At 31.3% G+C, this 20,688-nt stretch carries 22 protein-coding genes; 10 read left to right on the top strand and 12 right to left on the bottom strand.

The genetic code is table 11. The features are described 5' to 3' along the window. The first annotated feature begins 177 nt into the window (after nucleotides 1-177). The 7 genes from WAF17_RS11515 (at nucleotide 178) to WAF17_RS11485 (ending at nucleotide 7,020) form a co-directional block, all read left to right on the top strand. The gene (locus WAF17_RS11515; protein WP_338759324.1) at nucleotides 178-1,806 is read left to right on the top strand and encodes a hypothetical protein; all 1,629 of its coding nucleotides are present in this window, start codon (nucleotides 178-180) and stop codon (nucleotides 1,804-1,806) included. Nucleotides 1,807-2,014: 208 nt separating this feature from the next. Further along, the gene (locus tag WAF17_RS11510; RefSeq protein WP_338759321.1) at nucleotides 2,015-2,617 is read left to right on the top strand and encodes a hypothetical protein; all 603 of its coding nucleotides are present in this window, start codon (nucleotides 2,015-2,017) and stop codon (nucleotides 2,615-2,617) included. Between the two features lie 157 nt (nucleotides 2,618-2,774). Then, nucleotides 2,775-3,701, top strand: coding sequence for a phytanoyl-CoA dioxygenase family protein (locus WAF17_RS11505; protein WP_338759318.1), 927 nt, complete (start codon nucleotides 2,775-2,777; stop codon nucleotides 3,699-3,701). A 24-nt stretch (nucleotides 3,702-3,725) separates the two neighbouring features. Beyond that, a complete protein-coding gene (locus WAF17_RS11500; protein WP_338759315.1) occupies nucleotides 3,726-4,310 on the top strand; it encodes a gamma carbonic anhydrase family protein in 585 nt (194 codons plus the stop codon). A gap of 373 nt (nucleotides 4,311-4,683) precedes the next feature. Beyond that, nucleotides 4,684-5,058 (top strand): TraR/DksA C4-type zinc finger protein, encoded by a 375-nt coding sequence (locus WAF17_RS11495; protein WP_338759312.1) that lies wholly within the window; start codon nucleotides 4,684-4,686, stop codon nucleotides 5,056-5,058. Nucleotides 5,059-5,462: 404 nt separating this feature from the next. Beyond that, nucleotides 5,463-6,362: a 50S ribosomal protein L11 methyltransferase gene (gene prmA / locus WAF17_RS11490; RefSeq protein ID WP_338759309.1), complete on the top strand. Its 900-nt coding sequence runs from the start codon at nucleotides 5,463-5,465 to the stop codon at nucleotides 6,360-6,362. Between the two features lie 163 nt (nucleotides 6,363-6,525). Beyond that, the gene (locus WAF17_RS11485; protein ID WP_338759306.1) at nucleotides 6,526-7,020 is read left to right on the top strand and encodes a hypothetical protein; all 495 of its coding nucleotides are present in this window, start codon (nucleotides 6,526-6,528) and stop codon (nucleotides 7,018-7,020) included. Nucleotides 7,021-7,122: 102 nt separating this feature from the next. On the opposite strand, the gene WAF17_RS11480 is transcribed toward WAF17_RS11485, so the two are convergent. The 7 genes from WAF17_RS11480 to WAF17_RS11450 all read right to left on the bottom strand — a co-directional run bounded on the left by WAF17_RS11480 (nucleotide 7,123) and on the right by WAF17_RS11450 (nucleotide 12,171). Further along, nucleotides 7,123-7,821, bottom strand: coding sequence for a hypothetical protein (locus WAF17_RS11480; protein WP_338759303.1), 699 nt, complete (start codon nucleotides 7,819-7,821; stop codon nucleotides 7,123-7,125). 55 nt (nucleotides 7,822-7,876) lie between these two features. Further along, nucleotides 7,877-8,563: a hypothetical protein gene (locus WAF17_RS11475; RefSeq protein WP_338759301.1), complete on the bottom strand. Its 687-nt coding sequence runs from the start codon at nucleotides 8,561-8,563 to the stop codon at nucleotides 7,877-7,879. Between the two features lie 85 nt (nucleotides 8,564-8,648). After that, the gene (locus tag WAF17_RS11470; RefSeq protein ID WP_338759299.1) at nucleotides 8,649-9,515 is read right to left on the bottom strand and encodes an ABC transporter ATP-binding protein; all 867 of its coding nucleotides are present in this window, start codon (nucleotides 9,513-9,515) and stop codon (nucleotides 8,649-8,651) included. Nucleotides 9,516-9,684: 169 nt separating this feature from the next. Beyond that, nucleotides 9,685-10,296 (bottom strand): TetR/AcrR family transcriptional regulator, encoded by a 612-nt coding sequence (locus WAF17_RS11465; RefSeq protein WP_338759296.1) that lies wholly within the window; start codon nucleotides 10,294-10,296, stop codon nucleotides 9,685-9,687. Between the two features lie 47 nt (nucleotides 10,297-10,343). After that, nucleotides 10,344-10,928 (bottom strand): hypothetical protein, encoded by a 585-nt coding sequence (locus WAF17_RS11460; RefSeq protein ID WP_338759294.1) that lies wholly within the window; start codon nucleotides 10,926-10,928, stop codon nucleotides 10,344-10,346. A gap of 67 nt (nucleotides 10,929-10,995) precedes the next feature. Then, nucleotides 10,996-11,409: a hypothetical protein gene (locus tag WAF17_RS11455; protein ID WP_338759292.1), complete on the bottom strand. Its 414-nt coding sequence runs from the start codon at nucleotides 11,407-11,409 to the stop codon at nucleotides 10,996-10,998. 117 nt (nucleotides 11,410-11,526) lie between these two features. After that, a complete protein-coding gene (locus tag WAF17_RS11450; RefSeq protein ID WP_338759289.1) occupies nucleotides 11,527-12,171 on the bottom strand; it encodes an ElyC/SanA/YdcF family protein in 645 nt (214 codons plus the stop codon). 96 nt (nucleotides 12,172-12,267) lie between these two features. Here WAF17_RS11450 and WAF17_RS11445 point away from each other — a divergent pair, with 96 nt between their 5' ends. Next, entirely contained in the window at nucleotides 12,268-13,002 is a 735-nt protein-coding gene (locus WAF17_RS11445) for a hypothetical protein (protein ID WP_338759286.1), read from the top strand. A gap of 108 nt (nucleotides 13,003-13,110) precedes the next feature. Here the strand turns inward: WAF17_RS11445 and WAF17_RS11440 are convergent, their stop codons facing one another. The 4 genes from WAF17_RS11440 to WAF17_RS11425 all read right to left on the bottom strand — a co-directional run bounded on the left by WAF17_RS11440 (nucleotide 13,111) and on the right by WAF17_RS11425 (nucleotide 15,860). Beyond that, entirely contained in the window at nucleotides 13,111-14,283 is a 1,173-nt protein-coding gene (locus WAF17_RS11440; protein ID WP_338759283.1) for an acyl-CoA dehydrogenase, read from the bottom strand. A gap of 152 nt (nucleotides 14,284-14,435) precedes the next feature. Continuing rightward, a complete protein-coding gene (locus WAF17_RS11435) occupies nucleotides 14,436-14,963 on the bottom strand; it encodes a hypothetical protein (RefSeq protein WP_338759281.1) in 528 nt (175 codons plus the stop codon). Nucleotides 14,964-14,991: 28 nt separating this feature from the next. After that, nucleotides 14,992-15,297, bottom strand: coding sequence for a preprotein translocase subunit YajC (yajC, locus tag WAF17_RS11430; protein WP_338759279.1), 306 nt, complete (start codon nucleotides 15,295-15,297; stop codon nucleotides 14,992-14,994). A gap of 212 nt (nucleotides 15,298-15,509) precedes the next feature. Continuing rightward, nucleotides 15,510-15,860 (bottom strand): hypothetical protein, encoded by a 351-nt coding sequence (locus tag WAF17_RS11425; RefSeq protein WP_338759277.1) that lies wholly within the window; start codon nucleotides 15,858-15,860, stop codon nucleotides 15,510-15,512. Between the two features lie 365 nt (nucleotides 15,861-16,225). On the opposite strand from WAF17_RS11425, the gene metG reads away from it, so the two are divergent. Both metG and WAF17_RS11415 read left to right on the top strand, forming a co-directional pair. Then, a complete protein-coding gene (metG, locus tag WAF17_RS11420) occupies nucleotides 16,226-18,376 on the top strand; it encodes a methionine--tRNA ligase (protein ID WP_338759274.1) in 2,151 nt (716 codons plus the stop codon). A gap of 507 nt (nucleotides 18,377-18,883) precedes the next feature. Then, nucleotides 18,884-19,330, top strand: a complete 447-nt coding sequence (locus tag WAF17_RS11415; protein WP_338759272.1) for a hypothetical protein — start codon at nucleotides 18,884-18,886, stop codon at nucleotides 19,328-19,330. A 37-nt stretch (nucleotides 19,331-19,367) separates the two neighbouring features. On the opposite strand, the gene WAF17_RS11410 is transcribed toward WAF17_RS11415, so the two are convergent. Then, the gene (locus WAF17_RS11410) at nucleotides 19,368-20,615 is read right to left on the bottom strand and encodes a GTP-binding protein (RefSeq protein WP_338759270.1); all 1,248 of its coding nucleotides are present in this window, start codon (nucleotides 20,613-20,615) and stop codon (nucleotides 19,368-19,370) included. Nucleotides 20,616-20,688: the final 73 nt, after the last annotated feature.

Below are 20,688 nucleotides of genomic sequence, written 5' to 3'. Positions count from 1 at the left end.
AAAATAATTTAAGAAGAACTTACCATTTTAGTATTTCAACAAGACTGAAAAACTCATTGAGGGTTGTTAAAACAAAAATGTCTAGTAGATAGGATAAACTTTACTAGTTGTTTAAGCGTTCTTGATTTGTAGTTTTATTTTTTTGACTCTATTTTTCTTATTCCTTTCTCATTTTCTATGAAAAATTTCTTCTTCAAAAAGCTCTTCATAATCTTAGGAGCTATTTTACTAATCTTAATTGGTGGTGGTTTTGTGGCTGTCGATTACCTAGATAATTACCTAAAACAAAAGATTACTGCTTCTATCAATGAAAATAAAGAATCTCCTTACAGAATAGAAATAGAAAATATTAGTGTTTGGCTATTTCCCACAAACATAACTTTAGAAAAAGTAAAGGTCAGAACAGACAGCCTTTTAGCAGAAAAGAAAGGAAAACCAAAAGCAAAAATTGATGTTGAAAAGGTAGCTTTTAAAGGAGTAAATATTTTCAAATACTTTTCAGATGGAGAGTGGTACGCTGATAAAATAAGGCTTCAAAACCCTGTTATTGATATAAAATATATCGCTGATTCTACACAAGGGGTTTCTCGTGCTGCTGATACAGTAGCTAATTTTGTGGTTGCTCCTCTTTCAGTAAGCTCTTTAGAAATACAAAACTTAACAGGAGTTTATCAATATAACTCAAATTCGAGAATAGAACTCAAAAAGCTAGATTTAGAAATTGATGATGCTAGATGGCTCAAACCTCCCACTTTTCGTTTTAGTTCTGAAAAAGTGCAGGTTTCTTTCGAACAGTTAAATCACAAAACAGCTGATTTTCTGCAAAAAGTTGATACGCTAAATGGCACTCTGAATGCTGTCAGTTTTGATACTTCCTATGTTGATGTTTTGCGCTTTTCGGAGGCACAATTATTAATTTCTAACTATTCAATGGCTCACCAAAATGGAACAAATTTTAAAATAGAGGAAATAAATTATGAAAATAATCTAGTAAAAGTAAAAAACTTAGAGCTTTCACAAGACCTAGACGAAAAACGAGAGATAAAAGCACAGCAGTTAGAGGCACACAATTTAGACTGGCAAGCTCTTCAAAGAGAACTCATTAAGGCTGATAAAATCTTAATTTTCAACCCTGATATTTCAATTCTAAAAGACCGAAATAGACATGGAGAACCTAATGAAAAGAAAATGCCTTATGAATGGAAGATTGGCTTGGCAATCGATACATTACAAATAGAAAAAGGAAATATAGTATATTCAGAACGAGCAGAGGGTTTAGATGGAATAGGAAGTCTTGCTTTTGATAGCTTGAATATGATGGCTCTCAATTTTCATAACTTTGAAGAATCTCAACCAGCAAAAATAAAAGCTGACATGTATTTTATGAAGGAAAGTAGAATTGAGATTGCAATGGAAATGCCACTCAATACAGACACATTTGAAGGAAGTATAAAAGGCTTTTGTACAGAAATTGAAATTCCTTCACTCAATAAAATGCTTTCTCCTATTACACGTTTTGAAGCAAACAGAGGAGTGATAAGAAGAGCAGAGTTTGATGCTAACATAAATGATGGCTACGCAACAGGAACTTTTATTATTACTTATGATGGTTTGGAAGTAACTCTATTGAAAAAGAATTCTAATAAAAAGCGTAAATTTTTGAGTGGTCTTATCAATACTGTCATTGATAAAAATGTTGAAGGGAAAGAAGGGAAAATAAAATACCAAAGAGAATATAATGATAGTCTGTTGAGATATGTTTGGAGAGTTATACGAAGTGGGCTGATTACTTCTATGTTGCCTTAGTGTTCATATCTTAGAAAAATAGTATTTTTATACTCTAGTCATGAAGTTATTTGAGAGTGTAGATTTTTTGATAGAATTGCATTTGCAAAATTAATTCTATGGAAAAACAATACTATCTTTGTCGGTGTTTTAGCAAAGGAATACACGTATAAAGTCTATTATATAAATAATTTCTATTTTTTTAATCTAAATCAAAAAGTTAATACTCATGAAAAATATCTTGCCTGTCTTTACTTTTGTAGTTTTATTTTCTGCTTGTAGCTCTTCCAATATTGAAAAAGAAAATACAGATACTTTTGTAGTAAAAGAAGATACAGAAACAACAACAAACAAACTCCTTACGCAGCCTAGTAAAATGACAAATGAAGAACTCAAAAAAGTAGAGTATAAGGACTTGTCAGAAGAAATGCAGGGAGGAATTGTAAATGTGAAAATTGATGATGAAGATTTTGCAGAACAAGATTATATTTTCGAAACTCTACGTGCAGAAAATGTAGTAGATTATGATGAAGACTTAGAAACTGTAAATATCATGGTAGCAAATTATCAAAATACAAATACGAATCTTGTCATTACTGCAATAGGAGATAATAAAGGTAGCTTTCCAATTATGTCAAGCCCCAAACGTTCTGCAACTGTAACGCTTTATTACAATAATGGACTGGCAAACATTGAAGGTTCTTTAGAAAAGGGAACTCTGAACATTGATATTTTTGATGAAGCAAAAGGTTATACAAGAGGAAGCATCGTAGGAACAACAAAAAAAGGAAGTCCTATTCAAGCTACTTTTGAGATTTATGCTGATAAATAAGCTCGTTTGCAAAAGCCATCTCTCAATCATAAAGAAAACATAAGAAGCTCATAAAATTGATAGAGTTTATCCACAAATAAGTTTTCTGATACTATTTTATTATCAATTAATTGCTAAATCATCTATTTTTTATTTACTTTAGCATAAAATAGCACTTATGCTTCATAGCATAATAATAGCAACTTCCTATCTATCTTTACCTTCTTGTTTTATCCATATGGAATCTATCTACAAAGAAAAAATGGCAGCAGATGGCTGTCTTTATTTACCTCAATTTTTATCAGACGAATGTTGTAACAAACTGATTGACAGTTATAAGAATACTATAAAATATAGCAATGAGGAATTCTTGCGTGTCAAGAGTTATAAATTTGAAAAGCATCGTTTCTCTAAGTTTGACCACGTCATTAATCCTCTCTTAAACGTACACGAACTGCCAAATAAAACAGCTCAATTCTCTGATTTATTACTTGAAATAATTGAACAGTCAGAACTTCCTCAAACAGTAAGAAAAATTTTAGGAGAAAACCCTGTTTTGGTACAAACTATGTATTTTGAAAGTAATAAGGGAACAGAACGTCATTTTGATGGAGATTTATTTGATTCTACTAAAAAGGGGCAAGTTATTGGTTGTTGGGTCGCTTTGGAAGATGTAAGCGAAGAAGCAGGTAGTTTTTATTATTATCCAAAAAGTTGTTTTCTCAATGATGACAAAGAAGTAGGACTACAAGCAAAAGAAAAATATCAAGAATATTTGGATTGTGTAAATAAGAAAGTAGCTAATTATCAAGAAAATGACAAAGCTCAATTATATACCATTTATAAAAAAGGGAATCAATTATTAGATGAGTCCTTAGAGTTAGCCCAAATCAAACAAGTAACACGCAGCTATAAAAAAGGAGATGTTGTTTTCTTTAATTCGAATCTGCTACATGGAAGCTTCCGACCAAAATTTAATGGAAAAACAAGACATTCATTTTCTGTACATTTTATTTCTGAAAGTCAGTCTTTAGTGCGTCATGCAAAAGAAACTATTCCACTCAATATTATCAAAAAGAAAAATTTAGCTATTCACTCAAACTAAAAGATATAAAAGCTCTAAAAAATTATGAACTATAATGACACTTATTTTTCACATCCTACGGCTTTAGTTTATGGAAATGTTTCCATTGAGGAAAATAGCTCACTTTGGATAAATTCCGTTATTCGTGCCGAAAATCATAGTGTTGAAATAGGAAAATATACTAATATTCAAGATTTTGTGATGATTCATGTAGGTATGCGAACGCCTGTAAGGATTGGAGATTATTGTTCGATTACCCACAGAGTAACAATTCATGGAGCAACCATTGGAGATAATACACTTATTGGAATAGGTGCAATTATTATGGACGGCTGCCAAATAGGAGACAATTGTATTATTGGTAGTGGTGTTTGTCTGAAAGAAAGAACCAAAATTCCGTCAAATTCTATTGTAGAAGGTGCTTTTGGAGAAATTATTCGTCCACGCAACAATTACATTATGAATAAATTTAATGCGTATATGTATTATCAAAATGCAATGGCTTATACAAATGGAAACCATAGAAGATGGGAAGAAGAGCAGCTAAAACAAGAGGGATATAACAAATTAAGGGAGTATAAAGAAGAGTTTGATAGTTTTTTTTCACATCCAAAAAACATAAAATTTTGATTTTATATCTGTTTTTTTGATAAAAAATTATAACATCAACAGTAAGACAACTTTTTGTTAAGTTATTCGTAAAAAGAGTAAGATAGTTACATAAAAAACAATAATACAAAATAAAATAATTAAGCTTACAGTTTGATTAATTTGCTGATAATCAGTTGATTAAGTGATTTTATCTTTTTAATCATTTATAAAAAGATAGATTTTATATTCCTTAATTATTTTAATATAATAGTTTGTTCATTGATACTACGCCCAAATTTAATATGTTTTTTTGTGTAAATAACATGTTTATGTTGGTTTGATTGAAATAATTAAATTACCTTTGTGGTCGTAAAAAAGTACATGCAAAAATCACTAAAACACATTACTCATTATGGAAAATAACCAAACATTACGCTACTCGTCAGAAGAACTCAAAGAATTTGAAGCTATTCTTAATTCAAAACTTGCTAAATCTAAAGACGAGTTAGATTATCTGAAAAGGTCTATTATGCGAGAGGATGCAGCCGAAAACAGAACTAGCGCAGGAAACTTAGAAGATGGAGCAAGTTCAATGGAAAAAGAGCAACTCAATCAATTGGCAGCACGAGCGCAGAAGTTTATATCGGATTTAGAACGTGCGCTTTTCAGAATTAAAAATGGAACATATGGAGTTTGTAAGGATACAGGCAAACTTATCTCAAAAGAACGTTTGCGTGCCGTTCCTCATACACAACAATCAATGGAAGCAAAAATGAACAGAGTTTAAAATAATTATGGATTAGAGATTAAAAATTACGAAATAAAATTCAATTTAATCAGAAAATAATCCGTTCTTTGTACTATAAAATATATTCAAATACCGTTATTGATAATTTATTTTACCAATAACGGTATTTGTTTTTTATTGCTTGGTGTAGTAATACAATCAAGGATAGGTTTAATCTAAAATATACTTTTTATAAACTTTTAGGCTTTCCAAAATAACTGTGAAGTTGTTTAAGAATGGGCTTTGTGGATATATTTGTTGGTGTCGCTACGCTAAAACACCAACAAAGGCTGTGTTATTTTTCCTTAGAACTGGGTTTGCAAACACAGTTCTAAGGAAAAATGAGTATTCTTAAACAACTTCTGTGATAATCTTTGTTGATTTAGATAATAAAAATTAAAAATATGTTTGTTGTAATTCGTATAAAAACGGTAGAAAATATTGCTGAAGTTGTTTATTATCAACTTGCTCCCCTTGGTTTTGATTCTATTATGGAAGAAGAAAGTATGTATGTAGAAAATGTTATTTCTGATTCTAGTGAAAAAACAATTTGGATCACTTCAGTTGAAGAAGAAAATTATAATGAAAAAGAAGTAAAGGAAATTTTAGATAATTATCAATCTCAAAACTTGCTTACTTATTCTATCAACAAAGAAGAAAAACAAAACTGGAATAAAAAATGGGAGGAGAATTTTCAACCTATTCGTTTAGAGTATAATGAAGGCAACAAATTAGAAAAAAAATGTATCATTAGAGCTGATTTTCACGAAGCAGAACCTGATTTTGAACACGAAATTATCGTTACTCCAAAAATGTCTTTTGGAACAGGACATCACCAAACTACTCGTTTGATGTTGGGGCATCAATTCGAAATAAACCATAAAAATAAAGTTGTTTTGGATGCAGGTTCTGGAACAGGAATTTTGGCAATTATGGCAGCAAAATTAGGAGCAAAAGAAGTCTTTGCTTGTGATGTAGAGGACTGGTCAGTTGAAAATTCATTAGAAAATGCAGAGAGAAATAACTTAAAAATTGATTCCAAACACGGAACTGCAAAAGTATTTCAAGGGAAGAAGTTTGATATTTTACTTGCCAACATAAATAAAAATGTTCTTTTAGAAGAAATGCCTTTGTATAATGAGCTTTTAGAAGAAACAGGAACTTTAGTTTTGAGTGGTTTTCATAATAACGATATAAAAGACATCCAACAACGAGCAGAAGAGTTTGGTTGGCTTGTCGCAAAACAAACGGAAGAAACTCCTTGGTGTAGCCTTCGTTTAATTAAGAATTCTTCTGAACTTTAATTACTAAACAATTAATAATCAGCAAGTTATTTTATATATTTAATAGAATTGTATAAAGTTTTTTTAGCATTATATTAATTTTTTTTAATTGAAAATTGATAATGGCTTAAAGTGTGTGATAATTTTCATTAAATTACTTATATACTTATCAAAAACTACTACTATGCAAAAATTAGTTTCTACATCAATCATTAGTTCTTTTCTATTTATACTACTTTTTAGTTTTTCAATTCATCAAATAGAAGCTCAAACAACTCTCTACAACTGGGATAGTTATGGGGTTCAGTTTTCTATTCCAAGTACACATGAAATCAAACAAAGTAGTGGAACAGCTTTCGAATCAGGCGACAATCTGACTTGGTTAGAAATGTATCCTTTCAAAGATTATTCGGCAACCTCTAAAGGTATGGTGCAAAAGATTGCCAATGAAAAAGGTTATCGTGCTATCTCAGAGGGTGCATATAAAAGTGGTGGATATGATGGGTATTGGATTCGTTGTTCGACAGCAAAACATCCAACTTGGCTTTTTTGGGTTATTGGCTTTATAGACCCAGAAAGCGACACTAATTTTTATGCTATCATTTGGTGGAAGAAAGACAATCAAAGAGCGTACGACTTAGCTTATAATATGTCATATAGCTTCAAAAGAATGAAATAAATTTAGAAAAATAAAGACAAAACAACTTTATTTAGGTAGGAATTTGGATTAGTTTATCTCACTCAGATCACTACCTTTTTGATTTTGTAAGCAAAATTAAATCTACTCTAGTTTTCTTAAAAATAGATAATAACCAACCAAGAAAACCATAAAATGACTAAAAACAGAAATTAAAATCCATAAAAAATTAGGCTCTTGCATCGCTCTATATGTCCAATAAAAAGGAAAAACACTAAAAATGTGCTTCCAAGAAGAATCTACAAGAAATGCTACAACAGGGAGAACAGAACAGAAATTAATACCTTTTATAAAAGTAATTCCTTCAATTTTGTCATTTGCAAAGGCTACCAAAAAAAGTAATACTACGACTGCCGTTTGAGAACAAAATAGACTATAAAATACTTTTTCAAGCAGAGAATATCCATTTATATCCAAAACTAAAAAACTCAAAAAAGCAAAACAAAATGCCCATAATCCAGCAAAAATTAACCGATACGCCATAAACCAAGCCGTAGAAAAAGGCATCACTTTTATTACCACAAAGACATTCTCATCTTTCTCATCAAGCATTACAAAGGCAATAATATACCCTCCCAAAAGTCCAGAAGTTGTAGCCAAAACAGCTAAAGCTAGTCCGTAATACTTTGGAAATGACGGTAGAAGTTCGTTAAGTGAAGGCAAACCTGCTTTTAAGCCAAAAATCAATAAAAATGGAAATACAAGCATCATCAAGAGCGTTTTATCTCTCAAAATATTTGTAGTATCGTTTCTTAATAAGTGAATAAAAGTAGTAGGTTTCATAGTTTTTATTTAATCCTCGTTGATGGTCTTGACCTCAACGACGGTTAAGAGTTGATTAATTTTGAAGTAGATATTTATCATAAAATTTCAAGGCAAGTAAATAAAACCCAACCGTACTTAATGGCAAATAAACAAGTGCATAAATCCATTGCCACATCAAAATAGGTTCAAAAGCAGCTTTAAAAAGCAACAAACAGGCTTGAAATGGAAAAACATAAAGAAAAATAGAATCTGTAAACTCAAAAAAATTGAGCAAAGGAAGCATCAGAGGAGAAACCAAAAAAGGAAAAGTAAAAATATACTGATTAATCGTTTTGATGCGAGAAACTCCAATAAAGCCAATCAATAGAAACTGGGTAGAAGAGAGCAAAACAGCAAGTATCAAAATCAAAATATTAAACTCTTTTTGACTGGCAAATGCCATCACTAAACTTGCCACAAGTGCAATTCCTGTAAGTGAAATGATTTTGGAGAATAGATACTCTGACTTTTTGATAGGCGTAACTACTACGGCTTCTATCGTTTTTGAACCTTTTTCGAATAAAATCAAAACGCCAATAAAAAGAAAACCAAGCATTGTGGGGTCAGTGCTGATGAGCAAAACAATAAATTTACTAGGTAATTCATCAAAATACGTAAAGGCTAAACTATAAATAAATGTAATGATAGCGACCACAGTAATGATATGCTGACGAGCTTGTAAAATGATTTCCCACAATGTAATTTTGAGTAATTTTTTCATTGTTATTTTTTTTATAAATCTACGACTGTTGATATTGAAGTTTTTAATTTATTGATATTCAGTAATTTACATTCGTAATTGCTCCTTAGATTAATTTTTTTCCTGTTACTTCAATAAAAATATCTTCTAAAGTTGCTTCTTGTGAGTGCATTGATTGAATATAATTTTGATTAATCAGTTGTAAGAACTCGTCATTTTGTCCCAAATTTTCTAAATCAAATAATTGATTTTCTCGCTTGTCTTGATGAGAATACTCTACCTTTAGCGTTCGTTTTCCATACTTTTCTTTCAAATTTTTGGGCGAATCTATCAATGGAATCTTTCCTTCTACCATAAAAGCCACTCTATCACAAAGCTGCTCGGCATCGTTCATGTGATGCGTTGTCAAGATGATTGTTTTTCCTCCTTTTTTTAGATTTAGGATAATATCTTTGATTATTTTTCCATTTACTGGGTCAAGCCCAGAAGTTGGTTCATCTAAGAATAAGATTGGTGGATTATGAAGCAAAGCACGTATAAAATTCAAACGCATTTTCATTCCCTTCGAAAAGTCAGCTACTTTCTTTTTAGCATCCTTTGCCAAGCCTACCATCTCCAAAAGCTCTAGAGGATTTTGTGTAGGAACATCATAGAAAGAAGCAAAAAACTGTAAATTCTCCAATGCAGAGAGTTTTGAATAATGATTAGGAAGTTCAAAGCCAACACCAATTTGATTATAATAATCGCTCTTCCAGCTTTGTAATTCTTTATTTGAGTTACCATTTTTTATCAAAATTTTGCCTTGATAACCTTTCAGAAGTTTTGTCAATATTTTTTGAGTGGTACTTTTTCCTGCACCACTGGGTCCCAAAAAGCCAAATATTTCGCCTTCTTTTACTTCAAAACTAACGTTTCTTACAGTCGGACTATCAGCTTTTGGATATGAATAAATAAGATTTTGAACTGTAATCATTGTTTTGTAAAATTAAAAACCGAACGGTTGGTAGGTAAATGAATAAAATTATGAGTTATGAATGATAAACTGAGTATTTTACAAACGGTCTGCTCTACGAGGCTGACCTATACAAAAATAAAGAATCAATGGTTTTTGTCTAGTAGTATAATCTTTATCTCATTCGTAATCAATGTATTTTAATAAGTTGATAAAATTGCTCTATTAGTTTATTTACTTCTGTATATTTTTCTACATTCCAATCTGCCAAAATCAGAACATGAAATTTGAAACCATCTAACAAAAAATAGAACTGTTTAGCCAACAAAGCTGCATCCATATCATTTCGAACTTCTCCTTTTTGCTGTGCCGTTTCAATGATTTTTTGATGAATATCTAATTCAGCATCTAAGAGCTTCAACGAACGCTTTTTGTGATGTTCAAAAAGTTTCATGGCTTCTAAAATCACATTCATATAATTGATAGTAAAATCAACTTCCAGCTGTTGCATGACTTTCATCACTTCTGCATTTTTCTTAGTGATATACTGTTGAACATTTTCTAAAAAAGTATGCTTTTTTGAAGGTTCGAATACTACCACAGGCGAAGCAATTTCAAAAAAATACTTTTCTATTGTTGCATCAAATAATTCTTCTTTTCCTTTAAAATAATGATAAAATGCCCCTTTAGAAACCTTTGAAGCCTTCACCAGCTCATTCAAAGTTGCCTTTTCATAACCTTTTTCCAAAAAGACACGAAAGGAACTTATCAAAATATTTTCTTTTGTAAGGTTTTTTGTCATAGGTTCAATTAAGGTTACGAATTGTTACGCAATATTTTTTTAGGTTCTCACTCGTATTTTTCTATTTCATATTGTTCCAAATTCAAATCATTAAACTTAGTAATAATTTGTTTGATAATCTCCGTTTTACCTGTTATCCCCAACTCCTCTTGATAATCATGATTATTTACAATTATGTAATCATCTTCGTTGATTAAATGTAAAAACTCGGAATTGAATCCAGTGAAGGTTTCATCGATGTCTGCAAATCGGTTAGGGAAACTTTTATTTAGCCACTTTTCAAATTCAGATTGGTCAATATCATGTTTTGTAAATAAATACAGATAATTTCCGTAACTATAGGGATAATAAAATCCATTTTTAGGTTCAATCAATAAATCTGTTACTATCTTTTTTGAAAAACCAAACCAAGTTTTCTCCTCTCTATACAGTTTTTTGAATCTGATACTCTTAGATTCTAATTTTTCAATAGGCATATTGTATGTGTAATCACTTTGGATGTATTGATAAACTTTATAACCATCTAACTTTGTTAATTCAATAAAATCAGACGCTGGTTTTGACGATTTGAAATCAATTCGTATCTCTTCGCTTGTACTTAAAGGATGAAAAAGTAAAATAAATTGATTCATTTTCTGTTTGTTTTCAATTATTACACGACCTAGTCATAAACAAGCTTAAAAGCGTCGTTGAGGATTTTTATTTAGAAGCTACTTTAATTTCAAAAAATACCAAAGTCAGAATTACGATTATCTCAAAAATGAAATAGCTGATTCCTAAAACTGTCAGACTTTCATAATGAAACATCAATAAAAAAGGCATCACAACGCAATATAAAATATTTGCAGTAATAATTACTTTCAAATATGATTGCCATTTCTTAGTCGTATTTTTATCAAATAAAAAGAAATAACACGAGAAAGAATAAATAGCATAAAAAGCAACAATACTTGAAAGCACATAGAGAATATTTTTAGGCATTCCGAAATGCTCTTGTAACAAAAATCCTATTCCGAACAAAGAAAGTGAAGTAACTAAAGCACCTATTCCATCAATCAAAAAAATGACTTTTGGATTTGATTTTACCTTCTCTACTGCTGTTTGTATGTCCATAATGTATTGTTTTAACCATCAACGAGCTTGAAAGTGTCGTTGAGGATAAATTTAAACCGACTGTTTGGTATGTTTTACGTAAAAGTAATGAAAATGTTTTGGAAATGAAGGCAAATTTTATGGAATAATGATTTTCTCTCCCAAAAACTTAGGCTCTTTTCCTGTCAGATAATCTACAAAGACTTTTACACGAGCGAATTTTTCTCTGATTTGTGTTTTGATGCCGTACTTTATGGTTACCTCCATTGCATTAAAACCAATAATTTCCATTCCTTCCAAATGAGCTAAATAAATAGCTCTTTCATTATGGAATTTTTGAGAAATAACAGTAAATGAGTTTTGACCAAAAATCTCTCTTGCTCTTACCACAGAGTCTAATGTTCTGAAACCTGCAAAGTCCATAAATATTTTTTCTTCTGGAATTCCTCTCGCTACTAAATCATTTTTCATGTCTTCAGGCTCGTTATACTCTTCTTTGCTATTATCGCCACTTACAATAATGTATTCTATCTTTCCAGCGTTGTAAAGAGAAACAGCAGCATCTATTCTATGCTTGAAGTAACGATTTTGATTTCCATTTGGTAAAATTTTAATTGTCCCTAAAACCAAACCCACTTTCTTTTTTGGGATAGCATTTATATCTTTAAACAAACTACTTTCTGCTTTAGAAACAATTAGATAATCAGCTATAATTATGCTTCCTATTGCTCCTAAAATAAGAATAAGGGAAATGAACAGTGTTTTTTTGATACATTTTTTCATAAAGCAATTATTTAAAAATCAAAATAAGTTTTTTTTACCCATTTCTACTTTAGGTATTATATTTTCTAGCTTCACTACAAATCACAAGATAAATATATGAAACACCTTTTTTTATTCATTTTCTGTATGCTTTCGTTTAACTCATATTCTCAGTATGAAGAATGTATTGATTGTTCTGATACTTTAAATATAGAAGGTAAGACTTATTACAAGTATCATAATGATAGTCTACCACTAAACCTTTTAGTTTATACAACTATTGATAAAGATACTGTTTATTACATAGACAAATTTAGGGAAGATTACCAAATAACAATGACAGAGAACATAGAGTTTTATTTTGAAAGAGTAAAAGAAGATTATAAATACGGACTATTTTTAGAAAAAATGAGACCTACTCCAGAAAAACTTGATAAAATAGATTTTTTGGATTCTTTAAATAATAGTTATAACAATTTATCTAAAATGATTAGATTAAAGAATATAGAACTGTATAGAATATTTGTTTACATAAATACGATAGAATATTTAATGCTCAAATATCCTTATAAAATGGAAAAACCCATGGTTTTATATCTGAGTGAATTTGATAAAAACTTTGATAACTTTTATAAACTGTCTAAACCCTTTTCTATTTTTTTTGAAGTAAATGTTGATGTTAATGGAGTAGCCAATAATTTAGGCGTTTCTGAAATTGAAATTTGGGAAACAGTTAATAGGAGCAAATATAGAAAAGCCTTACTTTCTAAAAGAAAAACTTTACAGATAAAAGGTAATGATTATTACGCCACTTCTCTTTTCGTAGGTTTTAGTAGGATAGAAATAGAATGATTAGTATAACTCTATACTCGGCTAAAACACAGTTTACATACAAAATCCCTAAGGCTCATAAAGAATCTTAAGGATTTCGTATTTGTTAATTATCCATTTTCAGTTTACTTAGTCTTTCAAGATATGTCTTGAAATTACAATTTTCTGAATTTCAGAAGTTCCTTCATAGATTTCTGTGATTTTGGCATCACGAAGCATTCTTTCTACGTGGAATTCTTTTACATAACCATATCCACCGTGAATCTGAATCGCATCAGAAGTTACTTCCATCGCAATTTTAGAAGCATATAGTTTCGCCATTGCGCCAGAAAGAGAATAATCTCCACCTGCATCTTTTATTTGTGCAGCCTTTAGGCAAAGCAAACGAGCAGCTTCTACTTTTGTAGCCATATCAGCTAACTTAAAAGCGATTGCTTGGTGTTTGTGGATTTCCTTTCCAAATGTTTTTCTTTCTTTTGAGTATTTCAAAGCTAGTTCTAAAGCACCACCAGCAATTCCTACAGCTTGTGCAGCAATTCCGATACGTCCACCATTCAAGGTAGCCATTGCAATATTAAAACCTTGTCCGTCCGAACCTAAGCGATTTTCTTTAGGTACTTTTACGTCTGTAAACATCAAAGAATGCGTATCAGAACCACGAATACCCATTTTATCTTCTTTCTGACCTACCACAAAGCCGTCCATTCCACGCTCTACGATTACACAGTTGATTCCTTTGTGTTTTTTATCAACGTCAGTTTGAGCCATTACTAAATAAATAGAAGCTGTCTTACCATTTGTAATCCAGTTTTTTGTTCCATTCAATAAATAATGGTCGCCTTTGTCCTCTGCTGTCGTGCGCTGTGAAGTAGCATCACTTCCTGCTTCTGGCTCAGAAAGACAGAAAGCACCAATCTTTTCTCCTGATGCAAGTGGCTTTAAGTATTTTTCTTTTTGTTCTTCTGTTCCATATTTTTCTAATGCCCAACAAACAAGAGAATTGTTTACAGACATACAAACAGAAGCCGAAGCATCTACTTTCGAAATTTCTTCGATTGCTAAGATATAAGAAACGGTATCCATTCCACTTCCATTATATTCAGGGCTTACCATCATTCCCATAAAGCCAAGTTTGCCCATTTGCTTTACTTGCTCGGCAGGAAATCGTTGTTCGTTATCACGCTCAATAATACCTTCCCAAAGTTGAGACTGTGCAAAATCTCTTGCTGCTTTCTGTACTTCTGCTTGTTCTTCTGTAAGCTCAAAACTAAGAACTTGTGGAGTATCTGCTACTAATGTCATATATGTTTTATTTTTTTGATTTAATATTTTGTATATTCTTGATAATCAGACAAAAATACGAATTTTCAATCAAATTTGAAAGTTTGTATTTATCAATTTTAAAGTCTTTTGTAAATCAATTTTGTTTGAATTTTAGATAAAAAAAATCTTTTTTATTGTTTATCAAAATTAATAGTGAGTTTTACAATCAATGTTATCGGAATTGGAAAGCCTGTTATTTGTTCTGCAACTTCTTCTGAAATAGGAACATTTGTACTGTTCTGAATTGATAGTTTCAAATCTGTAAGCGTAGTTACTTCAAAAGTTTGTAAGTCAGAAAGCGTTTGAGCATCTACAAAATCAGTCAATTCTCCTTCTACCAAACCACTAAAGGTAAGTGTCTGCCCATTTTCTGAAAGTGTCCAGTTTCCCTGTTGTTGTGTTTCTTCTACTGTAAAAGTTCCATTTTCATTAAAAATAATGGTTTGCCCTTCCAAACCTTGCGTTGGATTAAATTCATTTGTCAGCTCTGGAGGTAAAGTTCCAAAAGTAGAGGATATATCAGAATCTACTTCTGTTATTACCCACGTTTTGCCAACTAAATTTTCTTTTGCTGTTGGCTCTTTTTCATCTTCTTTTTTACAAGCAGAGAAAATAGTCAGACACAAAATAAAGACGATAAATAAATTTATTTTTTTCATAATTCTTTTAATGATTTAATTTGATAATTTATTTTTTGATAGTTTCAGCAACTACACCAGATTCATAAGCAATAGCTGTTTTATCTAATTTCATACGAACACCTTTATCTACTTCTACAGTTACCGTATTTTCACTTACATCAATTATTTTTCCATGAACGCCACCTGTAGTAACGATTTTCATTTCTCTGGCTAAAGACTCTAAAAATGTTTTTTGTTTTTTGCGTTGTTGTTGTTGTGGACGAAGTAAAAAGAAATAAAAGACGGCTACCATACCGACAATCATAAGGATATTTGCCATTCCTGTACCGTCCATACCTGCTTGTAATAACATAATTTTATATTTTGATTAGTGAATATTGATTTTTTGAACTCTATGTGAAGACAAAATTACTAAAAAAATCACTCATTCAGTTTTAATCGCTTTACCAATCTGACTTTTTTATATTATTTAATGTTTAAAACCTCATTCTGTATTGTACACAAAAAAACATCTACCAAATTATTGATAGATGTTTTCTGAGTGTTTTTTGGCAAGTAAATTTCTTATCGTTTGTAAAGTTTCCAGCTTGTGCTGTGGTCGCTTGCATAAACAATGATATAATTCTGATTACGATAATAATCTACGTCATAAATGTCGCCTTTGCCGTCTTTTACTGTATAAAGAAAACCTCCTTCGTGAGTGTCTTCTAAATCATGGAAATCAATAATATCAAATTTGTGCCATTCTCCATTGCTAGAGAAATAAACTTCCATTACTTGAGTGTTAGCACTATTGGTTTTGAGTTGTACGGAAAAAACATCTCCATCATACGTGAAATATTTTTGAGCTGCAGCTTCTGATTGGATAGCGAAGAATAATATCGTCGCAAACATGAAAGAAAAAAGAGTTTTCATAAGTGTCTGATTTTAAATTAAATAAGTTTGAGTAATTAAGATTATACTTCGTTAAGTAAGTATAAAAACTATTTTACAAAATTGATGCACAACTTCATCAACTTTCAAAAAAAAGTGAAAGTTGTTTAAAAAATCATATAAGTACCTTTTATAGTGCTATTTAATTTACTTTGAAATAAAGTTTTTAGAGACTGTTCAAATTAAATGCTTATATCTTTTCGAAAAACATAAAGTTTTGATTCTTGCAATTATTATTAGGATTACATTTTTCTTACTTTTGCAAACAAATCTACATTTACTCAAGATGTCATTTATATAAACTGATTTTTCAGTTCTGAAAAAATAAAAATATATACAATCATTCTATGTCGACTTCCCTCAAAACTTCTTCTAAAATATCTGATGATTTCAAACGAACTACTGTTACTGCAGCTCTTCCGTATGCTAATGGTGGACTTCATATCGGACACATTGCAGGTGCATATCTACCAGCAGATACCTATGTGCGTTATCTTCGAATGAAAAATCATGATGTTGTTTTTGTGTGTGGGAGTGATGAACATGGGGCAGCTATTACACTTAGAGCTAAAAAAGAAGGAATCTCTCCAAAAGAAATTATTGATAAATATGATGATTTACTCAAAAATTCTTTCAAAGACTTTGGGATAGAGTTTGATATTTATCATCGTACTTCGACAGATTTGCACAAAGAAACTGCACAAGATTTTTTTACTAATTTGTATGAAAAAGGTGTTTTTACGAAGCAGACCAACGAACAGTTTTATGATGAAAAGTTTGAGCAGTTTTTAGCCGATAGATATATTGTAGGGACGTGTCCGAACTGTCAGAATGATAATGCTTTTGGAGACCAATGCGAAAAATGTGGCTCTACACTTAGCCCAACAGAATTAATCAACCCAAAGTCAGCATTAAGTGGAGAAAAGCCTATTTTGAAATCTACTTCTCATTGGTTTTTACCTTTACAAAATTATGATAACTGGCTTAGAAAATGGATTTTGGAGGACAAAAAAGAGGAGTGGCGTACTAGCGTTTATGGGCAATGTAAGTCTTGGATAGAACAAGGTTTGCATGAGCGTTCGATGACAAGAGATTTGGACTGGGGTGTTCCTGTTCCTCTTCAAGATGCTGATGGGAAAGTTCTCTATGTTTGGCTTGATGCACCGATTGGCTATATTTCGGCAACCAAACAATGGGCAAAAGATACAAATAATGACTGGAAGAAATACTGGTTACAACAAGAAGATGAATCTGAAAATTCTCGTCTTATTCATTTTATTGGAAAGGATAATATTGTTTTTCACTGTCTGATTTTTCCTATTATTTTGAAAGCACATGGAGATTATATCTTGCCTGAAAATGTCCCTGCCAATAACTTTTTGAATTTGGAAGGTGATAAAATTTCTACATCAAGAGAATGGGCTGTTTGGTTGAATGAATATGTAAAAGAGTTTCCTACCAAAAAAGATGAATTGCGCTATGTTTTGACTTCTATTGCACCAGAAACAAAAGATAGTGAGTTTACGTGGGCTACTTTTCAATCAAGAATCAATAACGAACTTGTCGATACACTTGGAAATTTTGTAAATCGTACTGTTGTTTTGATTAATAAATATTATAAGGGAGAAGTTCCAATTATTGATTTATCAACTGAAAAAGACTTAACGGATTTTGATAAAGAAACTTTAGAAGGAATAAAAAATCAGACTCAAAAAGTAAGTCAGAATTTAGACAACTTCAATTTTAGAGATGGTTTGTTTGAAGTAATGGAACTAGCACGAATCGGAAACAAGTATCTTGCAACAACAGAGCCTTGGAAACTTCAAAAGACAGAGCCACAGCGAGTAGAACAAATTATGAAAATTAGTGCAGAACTGACGGCTAGTTTAGCTATTCTGATGCGTCCATTTTTGCCTGAAACTTCTAATAAAATTGCTCAAATGTTGAATTTAGGAGATGATTTGAAATGGGATTTGGCTGGAAACTTAGAATTACTCAAATCAAATGGAGGCAAAATAAATAAAGCAACTCTGCTTTTTGAAAAAATAGAAGACGAGCTAGTAGAAAGTCAAGTCAAAAAATTAGAAGAGGGCAAAGCAAAGAAAATGAAAGAAGCCAATGTAGAGATGAACAGTCGTTCGTCTGAAAAAAATCCGATTGCACCAATCCAACCAGAAATTCAGTTTGATGATTTTTCTAAAATAGATATTCGTGTTGCGACTATCAAAAATGCAGAGCCTATAAAAAAAGCTGATAAACTTCTCAAAATTACTTTAGAGGTAGGAGAAAAGGAAGTAACCGTAGCGAGTGGAATTGCAGAGCATTTTTCGCCTGAAGAAATTATTGGAAAGCAAGTTTGTTGGCTTGCCAATCTTGCACCACGAAAAATGAGAGGTGTTGTTTCGCAAGGAATGATTCTTTTAGCAGAAAATGAAAAAGGAAAATTAGTATTTGTGAGTCCTGAAAAAATGGTAAATACAGGAGCGCAGGTAAAGTAGCTTTTTTTGAGCTTTTAGGTAGCTGTTAAAACTTTCGTGTCTTTATCTTTAGAATTATACGAAGGAGCAGGATTTTTTTAAAAAGAAAATACCGTTGTTGGTTTTTTAGCGATAGCGACACCAACAACCTCCAAACAAGTCTTTCTATTATTAGTTCATAGCTCATTGAATACTAACTAAGTAGTTGTATAACATATATAACTGATTGGCAAGTGATTTATATGATTTTTAAGATAAAAACAAATAGTCTTCTTTTTAAATTATTAGGAATAGAAATTAAATAAATTGACACTTTTATAATTAACTAGTAGTCAGAAGTTTAATTCGTAACTCGTAATTGTTCCTTGTAATTATCATATTTATTATAAAACCGATAGCTCGGCGAAGCCAAATCACTCGCTAATTATGTCTGACTACTTATTGTTAGCATCTTGTTAGCAAATTATATGTGTTTGCCTTTTTATGTTAGTTCCCAATGTTCAACACTAATTATTAAAAATACTGTTTATGAAATTAGAAGAGAAAGAAATACGTAAAAAATATTTTGAAGCAATAGGAAATGAACGAAAGATAGAAAAACTTTTAAAGCACTTGAGAGATATAAAAAATACGTCTGCACTTTTAATGGCATATCGTGCTGCCTGTGAGTCTATGATGGCACAATTTTCTTGGAATCCGTACACCAAATTAGCGCAGGTAAATAAGAGTTTTGATTTTTTTGAAAAAGCTGTAAAAGAAGAACCTCAAAATGTAGAAATTCGCTTTTTACGCTTTTCTGTTCAACATAATGTTCCTGATTTTTTGAGAAAGAACAGAGAATTTGAAGAAGATAAAGACGTGTTGGTAGAAAATTTTGATAAAGCTAATTTTGACTTAGATTTTAGCCAGTTTATTATTGGTTATTTAAAAGATTCAGGACGTTTTGAGACAAGCGAACTAGAACTTTTGGGTTAGCTATAAAGAATTTATAAATAGATAATTGGTGATAAACTTAAATTATCATTCCAGCAGCGACCGTAGCATTGGTTTGTAAGTCTATCAAAATCAAACTTCCTGTTCTTTTATTTTTGGAATAACTATCATAAAAAATAGGCTTTGCCGTTCTAATTCTTATTCTTCCAATATCGTTAAGTTCAATATTCAAGTCATTCTCAGTTCTATGAAGCGTGTTTATGTTTACTTTATAAACGATCTCCTTTACAATTGCTTTCACTTCTTGCGTAGTATGACGCAATAAATACTTCCCATTGGGTTGTAGTTTCTGCTCACCGAGCCAACAAATCATTACTTCCAAATCCTGTCCTATATTTGGTTTGTTATCTGCTTTTACGAGCATGTCGCCCCTGCTAATATCAATATCATCTTCCAAAAGCATGGTAATATTTTGAGGAGGAAATGTTCTTTCTTGTTCTCCATCAAAGGAATCTAGTTTTTTAATAGTCGTAGAAAATCCAGAAGGCAAAACAGTTATTTTATCGCCCTTCTTAAAAACGCCTCCCAAAACCTCTCCTGCATAACCTCTATAATCGTGTAATTCTTGTTCTTTAGATTGTGGACGAATAACGTGCTGAACAGCAAAACGAGAGTTTATAAAATCCCACGTATTTCCGATATAGGCATTTTCTAAGTGATACAAAAAGCTTGTTCCTTTATACCAACTCATATTCTCCGACTTCTCTACTACATTATCGCCTTTGAGTGCGCTAATTGGAATAAAATTAACTTCTGAAATGCGTGTCTTTCTTACAAAATCCAAAAACTCTGTTTTTATTCTATCATAAACTTGTTCATCATACGCTACCAAATCCATTTTATTAATACAAACTACCAAATTTTTGATTCCTAAAAGTTCTGCTATAAATGTATGACGACGAGTTTGCTCTACGATTCCTTGTCTTGCATCAATTAAAATAACTAAAAGCTGTGCCGTCGAAGCACCTGTTACCATATTGCGAGTATATTGAATATGACCAGGGCAGTCTGCCAAAATAAATTTTCTAGTTGGTGTAGCAAAATACCTGTAAGCAACATCAATCGTAATTCCTTGTTCACGTTCGGCACGTAACCCATCGGTAAGTAGTGCAAGGTTTACGTATTCTTCTCCTCTTCTCTTACTAGCTGCTTCGATGGCTGTCAGTTGATCTTCAAAAATACTTTTTGTATCGTATAAAAGTCGTCCTATGAGTGTGCTTTTTCCGTCATCGACGCTTCCTGCTGTGGCAAAACGCAATAAATCCATTTTATTACTTTTAATTTATCTTTTAAGTATTGAGTTGATAAAACAAAGGTAGAAAAAAGGAGTTTCAAAACAA

Source organism: Bernardetia sp. ABR2-2B (genome assembly GCF_037126435.1).
Classification (GTDB): Bacteria; Bacteroidota; Bacteroidia; order Cytophagales; family Bernardetiaceae; genus Bernardetia.
The sequence above is the reverse complement of the archived record's forward strand: the minus strand, read 5'-3'. Positions and strand labels throughout refer to the sequence as shown.